Origin of the sequence: Acinetobacter sp. 1294243 (assembly GCF_000588015.1) — a bacterium.
In the GTDB taxonomy this organism is placed as follows: domain Bacteria; phylum Pseudomonadota; class Gammaproteobacteria; order Pseudomonadales; family Moraxellaceae; genus Acinetobacter; species Acinetobacter pittii.
The window spans coordinates 1-13,322 of the sequence record NZ_JFXG01000025.1; the positions used below are offsets into that span (position 1 = coordinate 1).

A 13,322-nucleotide genomic window follows, 5' to 3' on the forward strand; every position below is an offset into this window, starting at 1 on the left:
CCCCCATTCGTTAGAACGGGGGTGTTTAGAATAATGAGCTGGCGATGACTTACTCTCACATGGGTAACCCCACACTACCATCAGCGCTAAGAGGTTTCACTTCTGAGTTCGGGAAGGGATCAGGTGGTTCACTCTTGCTATGGTCGCCAGCACAACTGGTATGGATACTTGCTTCGTTTTATTCACTGTGTGATACGTTGCGTTTTCCAAATCTTTACAGATGGGCTGATTGGTCTGATTTTTCGTTGTTCATTTTAGCTAGTAGTATAACTAAATCAAGTTGCTTTGCATGTTTATGAATCGATTGATGCTTCATATACAACTGCTTGGGTGTTGTATAGTCAAGCCTCACGAGCAATTAGTATTGGTCAGCTTCACATATCACTATGCTTCCACATCCAACCTATCAACGTCCTAGTCTCGAACGGCTCTTTAGAGGAATAAATTCCTAGGGAAATCTTATCTTGAGGTAGGCTTCCCGCTTAGATGCTTTCAGCGGTTATCCCTTCCGAACATAGCTACCCGGCGATGCGACTGGCGTCACAACCGGTACACCAGAGGTTCGTCCACTCTGGTCCTCTCGTACTAGGAGCAGATCCTCTCAAATTTCCAGCGCCCACGGTAGATAGGGACCGAACTGTCTCACGACGTTCTAAACCCAGCTCGCGTACCTCTTTAAATGGCGAACAGCCATACCCTTGGGACCTGCTTCAGCCCCAGGATGAGATGAGCCGACATCGAGGTGCCAAACACCGCCGTCGATATGAACTCTTGGGCGGTATCAGCCTGTTATCCCCAGAGTACCTTTTATCCGTTGAGCGATGGCCCTTCCATACAGAACCACCGGATCACTAAGACCTACTTTCGTACCTGCTCGACTTGTGGGTCTCGCAGTTAAGCGCGCTTTTGCCTTTATACTCTACGCGTGATTTCCGACCACGCTGAGCGCACCTTCGTACTCCTCCGTTACTCTTTAGGAGGAGACCGCCCCAGTCAAACTACCCACCAGACACGGTCCTCGTCCCGGATAACGGGACAGAGTTAGAACCTCAACATTACCAGGGTGGTATTTCAAGGACGGCTCCATTGGAACTAGCGTTCCAACTTCAAAGCCTCCCACCTATCCTACACAAGTAAGGTCAAAGTTCAGTGTCAAGCTGCAGTAAAGGTTCACGGGGTCTTTCCGTCTAGCCGCGGGTACACTGCATCTTCACAGCGATTTCGATTTCACTGAGCCTCTGCTGGAGACAGCGCCGCCATCATTATGCCATTCGTGCAGGTCGGAACTTACCCGACAAGGAATTTCGCTACCTTAGGACCGTTATAGTTACGGCCGCCGTTTACTGGGGCTTCGATCAAGAGCTTCGCTTACGCTAACCCCATCAATTAACCTTCCAGCACCGGGCAGGCATCACACCCTATACGTCCACTTTCGTGTTTGCAGAGTGCTATGTTTTTAATAAACAGTTGCAGCGGCCTGGTTTCTGCGGCTGTCGTCAGCTCAGGAAGCAAGTTCCATCACCAACAACAGCGTACCTTCTCCCGAAGTTACGGTACCATTTTGCCTAGTTCCTTCAGCAGAGTTCTCTCAAGCGCCTTGGTCTACTCGACCTGACCACCTGTGTCGGTTTCGGGTACGATTCCTGTGTAACTGAAGCTTAGAGACTTTTCCTGGAAGCATGGTATCAGCCACTTCACTGTACAAGTACAGCTTGCTATCGGATCTCAGTATAGAGTACCCCGGATTTGCCTAAGATACATACCTACATCCTTCCACCTGGACAACCAACGCCAGGCTGACTTAACCTTCTCCGTCCTCTCATCGCATTACACAGAAGTATTGGAATATTAACCAATTTCCCATCGACTACGCCTTTCGGCCTCGCCTTAGGGGTCGACTCACCCAGCCCCGATTAACGTTGGACTGGAACCCTTGGTCTTTCGGCGAACGGGTTTTTCACCCGTTTTGTCGTTACTCACGTCAGCATTCGCACTTCTGATACCTCCAGCATACTTCTCAATACACCTTCATCGGCTTACAGAACGCTCCCCTACCACTTGACTAATGTCAAATCCGCAGCTTCGGCACATAGTTTTAGCCCCGTTACATCTTCCGCGCAGGCCGACTCGACTAGTGAGCTATTACGCTTTCTTTAAAGGGTGGCTGCTTCTAAGCCAACCTCCTAGCTGTCTATGCCTTCCCACATCGTTTCCCACTTAACTATGATTTTGGGGCCTTAGCTGGCGGTCTGGATTGTTTTCCTCTTGACTACGGACGTTAGCACCCGCAGTCTGTCTCCCGGATAGTACTCATAGGTATTCGGAGTTTGCATCGGTTTGGTAAGTCGGGATGACCCCCTAGCCGAAACAGTGCTCTACCCCCTATGGTATTCGTCCGAGGCGCTACCTAAATAGCTTTCGGGGAGAACCAGCTATCACCAGGCTTGATTAGCCTTTCACCCCTATCCACAAGTCATCCCCTGGCTTTTCAACGACAGTGGGTTCGGTCCTCCAGTTAGTGTTACCCAACCTTCAACCTGCTCATGGATAGATCGCCTGGTTTCGGGTCTATACCCAGCAACTAAACGCCCTATTAAGACTCGATTTCTCTACGGCTCCCCTATACGGTTAACCTCGCTACTGAATATAAGTCGCTGACCCATTATACAAAAGGTACGCAGTCACACCACGAAGGTGCTCCCACTGCTTGTATGCATGCGGTTTCAGGATCTATTTCACTCCCCTCACAGGGGTTCTTTTCGCCTTTCCCTCACGGTACTGGTTCACTATCGGTCAGTCAGGAGTATTTAGCCTTGGAGGATGGTCCCCCCATATTCAGACAAGGTTTCACGTGCCTCGCCCTACTCGTCATCATTATGTGTGCCCTTTCGTGTACGGGAATATCACCCTCTACGTTCGCACTTCCCAGAGCGTTCCACTAAAACACACATAACTTAATGGGCTGATCCCCGTTCGCTCGCCGCTACTGAGGGAATCTCAATTGATTTCTTTTCCTAAGGGTACTGAGATGTTTCACTTCCCCTCGTTCGCCTTGCAACACTATGTATTCATGTTGCAATACCTACCTTAAAGTAGGTGGGTTCCCCCATTCAGAAATCTCCGGATCAAAGGATATTTGCCGCCTCCCCGGAGCTTTTCGCAGGCTATCACGTCTTTCATCGCCTCTGACTGCCAAGGCATCCACCACATGCACTTAATTACTTGACTATACAACCCCAAACAGTCGTCAACACCTACAAGTGAGTGTTGTCCGTGCGATTCTTCATCGCTACTATCTGTTGTTTGTGTACTTAAACACTGTACAGCTTCAATCTAAATTCATATACCAAAACGCTTGATTCAGTTAATTTGCTAGTTCTCAATTCATCTAGATTAATTGCTTAATCTAAACTCTTGAGTGAACAATTTATTTCAGACTCAATTTTGCCAATCTGTTAATGAATAAACACGCCTTCGTCAGGTCATGCTTAATACCGTGATACTTAAATCACAGAAGTTAATAAACCAAGACCGAAATCTCTATTTACTAATTTCTGTAATCCGAACTTCTCTTAAGTTCTGGTGGAGACTAGGAGAGTCGAACTCCTGACCTCCTGCGTGCAAAGCAGGCGCTCTACCAACTAAGCTAAGTCCCCAGCTTACATCATCAGTCATGTATCTTTTATCTATAACTTCAACCAGTCAAAGTCATGGTGGGTCTGACAAGACTTGAACTTGTGACCCCACGCTTATCAAGCGTGTGCTCTAACCAACTGAGCTACAGACCCTCAGATACATCTATGAAGAACAACTTGTTGTGGATTCTTACCAATCGTCAATCTTTCGTTAAGGAGGTGATCCAGCCGCAGGTTCCCCTACGGCTACCTTGTTACGACTTCACCCCAGTCATCGGCCACACCGTGGTAACCGCCCTCTTTGCAGTTAGGCTAGCTACTTCTGGTGCAACAAACTCCCATGGTGTGACGGGCGGTGTGTACAAGGCCCGGGAACGTATTCACCGCGGCATTCTGATCCGCGATTACTAGCGATTCCGACTTCATGGAGTCGAGTTGCAGACTCCAATCCGGACTACGATCGGCTTTTTGAGATTAGCATCCTATCGCTAGGTAGCAACCCTTTGTACCGACCATTGTAGCACGTGTGTAGCCCTGGCCGTAAGGGCCATGATGACTTGACGTCGTCCCCGCCTTCCTCCAGTTTGTCACTGGCAGTATCCTTAAAGTTCCCGACATTACTCGCTGGCAAATAAGGAAAAGGGTTGCGCTCGTTGCGGGACTTAACCCAACATCTCACGACACGAGCTGACGACAGCCATGCAGCACCTGTATGTAAGTTCCCGAAGGCACCAATCCATCTCTGGAAAGTTCTTACTATGTCAAGGCCAGGTAAGGTTCTTCGCGTTGCATCGAATTAAACCACATGCTCCACCGCTTGTGCGGGCCCCCGTCAATTCATTTGAGTTTTAGTCTTGCGACCGTACTCCCCAGGCGGTCTACTTATCGCGTTAGCTGCGCCACTAAAGCCTCAAAGGCCCCAACGGCTAGTAGACATCGTTTACGGCATGGACTACCAGGGTATCTAATCCTGTTTGCTCCCCATGCTTTCGCACCTCAGCGTCAGTGTTAGGCCAGATGGCTGCCTTCGCCATCGGTATTCCTCCAGATCTCTACGCATTTCACCGCTACACCTGGAATTCTACCATCCTCTCCCACACTCTAGCTAACCAGTATCGAATGCAATTCCCAAGTTAAGCTCGGGGATTTCACATTTGACTTAATTAGCCGCCTACGCGCGCTTTACGCCCAGTAAATCCGATTAACGCTTGCACCCTCTGTATTACCGCGGCTGCTGGCACAGAGTTAGCCGGTGCTTATTCTGCGAGTAACGTCCACTATCTCTAGGTATTAACTAAAGTAGCCTCCTCCTCGCTTAAAGTGCTTTACAACCATAAGGCCTTCTTCACACACGCGGCATGGCTGGATCAGGCTTGCGCCCATTGTCCAATATTCCCCACTGCTGCCTCCCGTAGGAGTCTGGGCCGTGTCTCAGTCCCAGTGTGGCGGATCATCCTCTCAGACCCGCTACAGATCGTCGCCTTGGTAGGCCTTTACCCCACCAACTAGCTAATCCGACTTAGGCTCATCTATTAGCGCAAGGTCCGAAGATCCCCTGCTTTCTCCCGTAGGACGTATGCGGTATTAGCATTCCTTTCGAAATGTTGTCCCCCACTAATAGGCAGATTCCTAAGCATTACTCACCCGTCCGCCGCTAAGATCAGTAGCAAGCTACCTCTCTCCGCTCGACTTGCATGTGTTAAGCCTGCCGCCAGCGTTCAATCTGAGCCATGATCAAACTCTTCAGTTAAAATCATTTTGTACCTTATTTAAAGACAAGGTACCAATTCTGGCTCATCAATTACTGACTTAAATTTCGCTCAAATAAACTTCGAGTAATTTAAACCAATCAATCAATGAAAATTATTTCGATTAATCAACCAGTAAAAATCCACACAAGTTGTTCTTCAATTCTCTTAATGATCTTCTTCCTGGTTCGTCACCAGCAAGCTAGGTCGGCTATATTACTCTTAATCTCTTAAAAGTCAACAGGTAATTTCGATATTTTTAAAACTTATCTCTCAAACCAACTTACCATCAAATTCATCACTTAAAGCAACCAATCTAATCTCAAGTAACTGTTTTTCAACAAGTTTCTATCTGCATCACCGCCGATGGATGTGCATTATAGACCATCTCATCCCCTTTGCAACCCTTTTTTTAAATCAATATCATCAACTGGATACTTTTTAAGCTTTTTGGTCGCTTTTAGATGAGATATTAAACTTTTTTTACGTTATCAACTTCATGTAGAATAGATTATTCGTGCAATAGTTTGGCATTAACTCACCATGTGGCAGTTCGCTAAAAAAGTATTTGTTTGCATACTTGTAGTGCTTGCTACGAGTGGGCCTTGTTATGCCAATTCAAAACATAATTTCTATGTACTTACTTTATCTATCCTAAGCTACAGTAAGTGGGAGAATGTAAATACTCCTACTCTTTGTGTAATTGATAACCCTTCTATTACATCTACTTTTCAATCTTATATCCAGCAAATGTCTTATAATTATCGTGTTCAAACTGTAAATGCGAAAGATTTTGCTCGGTCACATTGTCAGGCTGTCTATTTTTCTAGTACTTCTCCGCAGCAACAACAAAACCTTATTCAAAACTATCCTTATCATTCTTTACTTTCTTTAAGTATTAATAATTCAGAGTGCGAGATAGGAAGTATCTTTTGTTTATATACTCAGAATAATTACACTACCTTTAAAGTTAACTTAGATGCTTTAAGTCACTCCAAAGTCCATATTGATCCGAGAGTATTGCTCTTGGCTAAGAATGCGGAGTAAGGATCATGATATCAAAGTTGTATCAGTCCACTTCACTACACGCATTATTTAGAAAATCTCAATTTACTATTTTTGCTATTACTTTTTTCATTTGCTCTTTTACGTTTGTCTCAATTTCTGTTTTTACTATGGAAACTTATGCCAAACAGAATTTGCAATTGCTTAGTCATACTCTATTAGAGCGTATTCAGCCCGCAGTCGTGTTTAATGATAAAATTACAATAGAGCAGATTTTGAATGAGTACACGAATGATCATTCAATTCGTACTATTCATATTTACGATTCAGAACATCATCTGATCGCCCAAAGTTTTAAATTATCAAGTCAAACTTCAATTTTAGAAGGCTGGTTTGATCACTGGTTTTTAAATGAGCCTGTTCATCTTACAATTTATCATCACGAGCAAAATGTAGGTGAACTTACACTTTTTGGTAGCTCTGAAAAAATATTGCAGTTCCTAAAAATGATTATGGTAGGACTTGCGATTGCAATGTTGTTTATTGTTTGCGCTTTATGGTGGTCAGTAAATCTAACTTATCGTCAAATTATGCAGGCTATTTACCCACTTACTAATATTGCTCAAATTGTAAGTGAACAAAAAGCTTATAATCTTCGTTTCCCTTATAACCGAATTAAAGAATTTCAAGATTTAAATACCGTTTTTAACGAGTTACTTGAAGAAATTCAGATATGGGATAATCAGCTGCAAAAGGAAAATCGTAAATTATCCTTTCAGGCTCATCACGACCAACTCACCTTATTACCTAATAGACATTATTTTTACCAAATCCTTTTAGACATGTTTGAAGATAAAGGGTTTGATAATAAGTCTGCATTATTATTTATAGATAACAATAACTTCAAAGCAATTAATGACCAATTTGGCCATTTAGCTGGCGATGAAGTTTTAAAAGAAATGGCGAATCGCCTGCAAACTCGTTTGCGTCATCAAGATTTTATTGCAAGGTTAGGTGGTGATGAATTTGCTGTCATTTTGCATTCCATTAGTCATGCTGATCATTTAATATCTATTGCTGAAAATTTACTCGAAAGCTGTAAAGAACCTTTGCATCTAAATGGTCAAACCATTTACTTCAGTTTCAGTGTAGGTATTGCTTTATCACAATTTGCATCTAGCCCCGAAGATTTCATTATGCAAGCAGATCAAGCAATGTATAAGGCTAAAAATTCGGATGAACACTGGTTTATCTATAAACCTGAAAATTAAATTTAGGCTAATCTATGAATACAAGATCTTTAAAACTCTCTTTTATTGCATTGCTATGCATTACTCTTGCAGGGTGCCTGAGTTTTGGTCCATTAAAATATCGTCAAGTAAAATTGCTCAAAAAAGAAGGTTTCGTTCTTACTGATGAAGGCTGGACTTTAGGTTTACCAGAACGCTTGTTATTTGACTTTAATAATGCACAGTTAAAACAAAGTCATGAAGCTGAGTTAGTACGTCTGGCAAATCAACTGAATAAATATGACCTGAATAAATTGAAAATTGTTGGTCATACTGATGATGTTGGTGATGCTACATATAACCAAAAGTTATCTGAAGAGCGTGCTCAAAGTGTGGCAAACCTTTTCTTAACACGTGGATTTAAAAAAGAAAACATCTACGTAATTGGTCGTGGTTCAACACAACCTTATGTGCCAAATACAACCAATGAAAACCGTGCGATTAACCGACGTGTTGCGATTGTCGTTATTCCATAAGTAAATTTAATTCATAAAAAAGCCAATCCTCTGTGATTGGCTTTTTTATTTTAAACTAACTCAATAATATCAATGGTTGGTGGCACTCTGAAACGCAAAGGAATTCCAACCATTCCTGTGCCAACAGTAACAAAGACATCCGCATGCTCATGAGAGTAGAAACCGCGCTTATGACCTAAAATTGATACTTTTTTCATAATATAGTTAGTCAACCATGGAAGCTCTACCTGCCCTCCATGTGTATGCCCAGATAACATTAATGGTCGATTCGGTAATTTAGGTACCATATCTACCGTATCGGGGTTATGAGATAAAATTAACCAAGGCTTGTCTTGCGGTAAATCTGGCATAGAGCGCATATCGGTTTTGCCTGCCCAGAGGTCACCAATACCAATCAAACGAAACTCATCAAAATCAACTATTTTCCCTTCAATATCAACAATTTCATTATAAAACAGGGCATCTTTTAATAGTTGCTGAATCGGTGGGCCAGGATATTGCTCATCATGATTTCCAGGAACCGAATATACAGGCGCCTGAATTTCTTTTAAAACACTTAATTCTTCAATCAGTCTATCTTCCGGCTCATATGTCCAATCACCAGCGACTACCACTAAATCAGGTTGCTGTTCATTTAATTTTCTAACGATGGTTTTGAGCTGACGTTCATGTCCTGAAAATAAACCAATATGTAAATCTGCAATTAAGGCTACTTTTACTGGTTTATCAAAACTACGATCCGGATTTAAGCGATATTGATGAGTATCGACACGCACTAAATGAGGTTCGATAAATCGGGCGTAAATTAACACGCCACTTAAGAAAAAGATGAAAATACCTTGATGAATTGAGTAGTAACCAATCCAAGCAGCATATAAATTAAAAAACCAGAGAGGAATAAGTAGATAAGAGAGATAAAATGCAAGTAGATGTACAAAAGCTTTAAATGGATGAATCGTCTCGGTTCGTGATTGATGAATCCAAGCCTCAGAAATTCCCCATAAAGCAAGTATTGAAAAAATAAAGTAAAAACAAAAAATGATTGAATTTGGATTCCACATTACGACTCTCGACTTATCTTATATTGATTGCTAGTAATCAAATTCAATATTTATCTTTCAATATGCACGAATTATACTCTAGCTCACCTTATCGTATGTACTGATTATGGCACAATCCTTTCCTTCCAAACAGCTTCAAACGAATCAACAAGCTAAACGCTTTTTGATAAAAGCCTCTATAGTCCTATGTTCAAGTTTTGCTGTGGGTTTGACAGGATGTAGTACTCTGCCAAAACATGGTGTTGAGCCAGTACAATATGCAAAAGATATTGATACCTCTGAGACTTCACTTGCCAAAATTATTACACCTTTACGTCAGCAAAATCCAAAGTTAACGGGTTTCCATGTTCTAAATGATCCGCTGGAGGCTCTCGCGGCTCGACTTAGATTAATTGATAAAGCTGAAAAGACTTTAGATTTACAATATTACATTTGGGATAATGACAAAGTTGGTGCTTTAGCCTTGCACGCGATTATTCGTGCAGCTGATCGAGGTGTAAAAGCCCGACTTCTTATTGATGACAATAATGCAAAAAAAATGGAAGGGATTTTACTGGCCCTTTCTCAGCATAAAAATATTGAAGTTAAGCTTTTCAATCCCTACCGTTTCCGCAAATATCGTGCGATGGATATGGTGCTTGATTTAAAACGTATCAATCGTCGTATGCACAATAAAAGTTTTATTGCCGACAATGAGGTTGCTCTTATTGGCGGGCGTAACATGACCAATCAATATTACAATGTAAGCGATAGCTATCAGTTTTCTGATGTCGATGTAATGTTGGTAGGCGCTGCTGTTGATGATATCGTAAATTCGTTTGATGATTACTGGAATCATGAATATGCATATTCAGTTCAAAGTATCGTAAGTCCTGAGCAGCACCGTTTACGCTATGAAGGCTTAAAAGAACAGCTTGAAGCACACTATCAACAAGCTACCGTCCAAAACTTTTTAAACTTAACCGCAAAATCTCATGCATTTGATCAATGGCTAAATCACAATATTCAATTTGATTGGGTCAAAGCAGAAGTCGTAAAAGACTCACCTGATAAAATCAAATCGAAAGCTAAGAAAGAAGAACACCTCAATTTCCAGTTAATTAATCATTTGGAAAAACCAGAAAGTAACGTTGACTTAATCTCTGCTTATTTTATTCCTGAAAAACAAGGTGCCAAGATTTTAAGCACGCTTGCCAAAGAGGGTGTTGAAGTTCGAGTTTTAACGAACTCTTTCAAAGCGAATGACGTTGCTGTTGTACATGCCTTTTATGGGAAATATCGTAAAGAACTGCTTAAAAACGGCGTACAACTTTATGAATTTTTACCAACACCTGATAAAAGAGATTTAAATAAAAATACAGATGAGCTTGCCACTAAAGCTAAAGTAAATATGAAAGGGCTAAGCCGATCAAGTTTGCATACTAAACTCATGGCATTAGATGAGCAGGTTTTTATTGGTTCATTTAACTTTGATCCGCGCTCGGCTTACTTAAATACTGAAATTGGTGTGATTTTAGATAGCCCATCGCTGGCTAAGACGATTCACCATACAATGGATGAAAATTTAAATAAGTATGCTTATAAATTAAAGCTCGACACTAACAACCATATTTATTGGCAGCAAGAAACTCCAAATGGTCCTGTAATTTATAGACAGGAACCTGAGATGAAATGGTGGCAAAAAGCAGGCATGAAGTTTCTTTCATGGCTGCCACTTGAAGGATTTATGTAATTAGTTATTTGGCTTAAGTACTTTCTGATGTAATTGAGCCAAACCTTCCACCATTTTTTCTTGAACTTCGCGCGTTAAACTTTTGACGTCATGCCCTTCCACTGAAATAGGAGGCAAAGTTAACAGATGAGCTGTTACTTTAGGCATTTCAAGTACACGTTGAATATGTTCGGCAAATGTCATGTCACCAATGAATGGCGCAACTGTATCTAATTGCCCATCACGATTTACATAACAAATCAAACAAACCTGTACTGGACGCTGTGCTTCAATCGCTGCTCCTAGTAATCGTCCATGTACTTTTTTAACAGAATGTCCATCTGTAGTTGTGGCTTCAGGGAAAAATAATACTGGAATATTCTGTTTTAAAAATTCAGCAATTTGCTCACGAATTCTGACAGAATCGCCAGATCCACGCTTAATAAATAACGTTCCACCACTTTTGGCTAAATTTCCAAGAATAGGCCAATTTTCAATTTCAGCTTTAGCCAGAAAGAAAACTCGCGCACCTGAACCTAGAACCGCAACATCTAGCCAAGAAATATGATTACTTACCCATAAAGCTGGTTCTCTAGGAATTGTGCCATGTACTTCTATATCTAAATTGAAAACCTGACATAAACGACGGCAAAAGTATTGGACATAACGTGTATTAACAGGATTATTAGGATCTTTATAAAGCCCATGTCGATAAACTAGATAAAAACCTTCACTAATTGCGGCCGTGGCAGAAGTGACCTTTTTTCCGTATAAACCTATTTTTGATAATTTCTTTAACGTTGAATTAACTATACTTTGCGTTTGAGCCATAAAATTTCACTAACGATTAATCATTGTTATACCCATCTCGAGTCATTCTATACGTTTCGTAATAAACTTGCATTGACGATAGAGAACGGCAAATAAAATAAATCTGAACATTAGACTAATCTCATATAACTAATCTAAAGGATGAGAACAAACGCTTTCCCCTTTTGCTTAAGTTTCCTCTAGAATAAAGTTTTCCCATTTTCAGGATTTATAGCCACGTGGAATATGTTGATCGGCATCAAGGCGGTGAACGCACAATCTTAGTGAGTGTTTCTGTACAATTATTAGATGATCTGGATGCCGAAGAGTTTGCTCTACTTGCACAGTCTGCTGGTGCAGATATCCTTGAACATATTAAGGTTCAGCGTAATAAGCCTAATCCTAAATTTTTTATTGGCTCCGGAAAAGTCGAAGAAATTGCAGAGCAAGTTCAGGAGCTAGAAGCGAGTCTGGTTATCTTTGACCATGCGTTATCACCTGCTCAAGAACGAAATTTAGAAAGAATATTAAAATGCCGAGTTATTGACCGCACAGGCTTAATTTTAGATATTTTTGCGCTGCGTGCCCGTACGCATGAAGGTAAGTTACAAGTCGAACTTGCCCAGCTTAAACATTTATCTACTCGTCTTATTCGTGGTTGGTCTGCCGACTTTGAACAACAAAAAGGTGGTATCGGCTTACGCGGTCCCGGTGAAACACAACTAGAGACAGATCGCCGTCTCATTCGTGTTCGTATTACCCAATTAAAAGATAAATTAGACAAAGTACAACAGACTCGTATGCAAGGGCGTGCTGCAAGACAAAAAGCAGCTATTCCAACGGTTTCATTAGTAGGTTATACCAACGCTGGTAAATCGACTTTATTTAATATTTTAGCTAATAGTGATGTCTACGCAGCTGATCAACTATTTGCAACACTTGATCCAACCCTACGCCGTTTAGACTGGGATGGTATCGGTACTGTTGTGCTAGCAGACACAGTAGGTTTTGTACGAAACTTACAGCATGATTTGGTTGAATCATTTAAAGCAACACTTGAAGAAACACTAGAAGCGACCCTTTTACTGCATGTTATTGATAGTAGTAGCCACGACATGCTTGACCAAATTGAAGCGGTTGAAGGCGTATTAAAAGACATTGGTGCTGATGCTCCCGTACTTCGGGTGTACAACAAAATTGATCTAAGTGGTGAAGAGGCCAAAATTATTTATGCTGAGCCACACGTCCCAGATCGAGTTTATGTTTCAGCTCATTCTGGTCAAGGTCTAGAGTTGCTCCAAAAAGCAGTACAAGAATGCTTAATGGGCCAAATTCAAAAGTTTTCACTCGTGCTTAAGCCTGCTTATGGCAAATTACGTACTCAACTTTATGCCTTAAATGTTATTGAGTCTGAACATTATGATGATGCAGGCTTATTACATATTGACGTGAAGATTGCACCACATAAGTTAGAAAAGCTGATTCGCCAAGCAAAACTTCCATTGGATGAAATCTTGAGAGAACACGCGAGTCAATTTAAGCGACCCTTGGAAGAGTTTGAAATCAAGGGCGATATCAGTTAAAACT

At 41.5% G+C, this 13,322-nt stretch carries 7 protein-coding genes, 2 tRNA genes and 3 rRNA genes; 5 read left to right on the plus strand and 7 right to left on the minus strand.

What is annotated here, in order from left to right; all coding sequences use genetic code 11:
- Positions 1 to 36 precede the first annotated feature (36 nt).
- The 5 genes from rrf to J655_RS22365 all read right to left on the minus strand — a co-directional run bounded on the left by rrf (position 37) and on the right by J655_RS22365 (position 5,385).
- Positions 37 to 151, minus strand: a 5S ribosomal RNA gene (rrf, locus tag J655_RS22345).
- 186 nt (positions 152 to 337) lie between these two features.
- Positions 338 to 3,228 (minus strand): 23S ribosomal RNA (locus J655_RS22350).
- A 352-nt stretch (positions 3,229 to 3,580) separates the two neighbouring features.
- Positions 3,581 to 3,656 (minus strand) — tRNA-Ala (locus J655_RS22355).
- A 55-nt stretch (positions 3,657 to 3,711) separates the two neighbouring features.
- Positions 3,712 to 3,788: transfer RNA gene (locus tag J655_RS22360), tRNA-Ile, on the minus strand.
- 59 nt (positions 3,789 to 3,847) lie between these two features.
- Positions 3,848 to 5,385 (minus strand): 16S ribosomal RNA (locus tag J655_RS22365).
- Together the 16S, 23S and 5S rRNA genes with 2 tRNA genes alongside form the textbook arrangement of a ribosomal RNA operon.
- Before the next feature lie 541 nt (positions 5,386 to 5,926).
- Here J655_RS22365 and J655_RS0104830 point away from each other — a divergent pair.
- From J655_RS0104830 to J655_RS22375, 3 genes are read left to right on the plus strand one after another with little or no spacing between them, the layout of a single operon-like run.
- On the plus strand, positions 5,927 to 6,430 hold the full coding sequence (locus J655_RS0104830) for a YfiR family protein (protein WP_002117836.1): 504 nt from the start codon (positions 5,927 to 5,929) through the stop codon (positions 6,428 to 6,430).
- 5 nt (positions 6,431 to 6,435) lie between these two features.
- On the plus strand, positions 6,436 to 7,659 hold the full coding sequence (locus J655_RS22370; protein ID WP_005065229.1) for a diguanylate cyclase domain-containing protein: 1,224 nt from the start codon (positions 6,436 to 6,438) through the stop codon (positions 7,657 to 7,659).
- A 14-nt stretch (positions 7,660 to 7,673) separates the two neighbouring features.
- A complete protein-coding gene (locus J655_RS22375) occupies positions 7,674 to 8,153 on the plus strand; it encodes an OmpA family protein (RefSeq protein WP_002117846.1) in 480 nt (159 codons plus the stop codon).
- 50 nt (positions 8,154 to 8,203) lie between these two features.
- On the opposite strand, the gene J655_RS22380 is transcribed toward J655_RS22375, so the two are convergent.
- Positions 8,204 to 9,214 carry a metallophosphoesterase gene (locus J655_RS22380; RefSeq protein ID WP_032053200.1) on the minus strand — a complete coding sequence of 337 codons (1,011 nt, stop codon included), beginning with the start codon at positions 9,212 to 9,214 and terminating at the stop codon, positions 8,204 to 8,206.
- Between the two features lie 106 nt (positions 9,215 to 9,320).
- On the opposite strand from J655_RS22380, the gene J655_RS22385 reads away from it, so the two are divergent.
- Positions 9,321 to 10,946: a phospholipase D family protein gene (locus J655_RS22385; RefSeq protein WP_032053202.1), complete on the plus strand. Its 1,626-nt coding sequence runs from the start codon at positions 9,321 to 9,323 to the stop codon at positions 10,944 to 10,946.
- Here the strand turns inward: J655_RS22385 and J655_RS22390 are convergent, their stop codons facing one another.
- Positions 10,947 to 11,756 carry a lysophospholipid acyltransferase family protein gene (locus J655_RS22390; RefSeq protein ID WP_005065232.1) on the minus strand — a complete coding sequence of 270 codons (810 nt, stop codon included), beginning with the start codon at positions 11,754 to 11,756 and terminating at the stop codon, positions 10,947 to 10,949. It abuts the gene before it with no gap.
- A gap of 218 nt (positions 11,757 to 11,974) precedes the next feature.
- On the opposite strand from J655_RS22390, the gene hflX reads away from it, so the two are divergent.
- On the plus strand, positions 11,975 to 13,318 hold the full coding sequence (gene hflX, locus J655_RS22395; RefSeq protein WP_002117825.1) for a ribosome rescue GTPase HflX: 1,344 nt from the start codon (positions 11,975 to 11,977) through the stop codon (positions 13,316 to 13,318).
- Positions 13,319 to 13,322 lie beyond the last annotated feature (4 nt).

What these genes read in the sequence shown, in the direction of transcription:
- J655_RS22390 (WP_005065232.1), bottom strand. Translation starts at nt 11,756, where the DNA reads ATGGCTCAAACGCAAAGTATAGTTAATTCAACGTTAAAGAAATTATCA.
- J655_RS22375 (WP_002117846.1), top strand. Translation starts at nt 7,674, where the DNA reads ATGAATACAAGATCTTTAAAACTCTCTTTTATTGCATTGCTATGCATT.
- J655_RS22385 (WP_032053202.1), top strand. Translation starts at nt 9,321, where the DNA reads ATGGCACAATCCTTTCCTTCCAAACAGCTTCAAACGAATCAACAAGCT.
- J655_RS0104830 (WP_002117836.1), top strand. Translation starts at nt 5,927, where the DNA reads ATGTGGCAGTTCGCTAAAAAAGTATTTGTTTGCATACTTGTAGTGCTT.
- J655_RS22380 (WP_032053200.1), bottom strand. Translation starts at nt 9,214, where the DNA reads ATGTGGAATCCAAATTCAATCATTTTTTGTTTTTACTTTATTTTTTCA.
- J655_RS22370 (WP_005065229.1), top strand. Translation starts at nt 6,436, where the DNA reads ATGATATCAAAGTTGTATCAGTCCACTTCACTACACGCATTATTTAGA.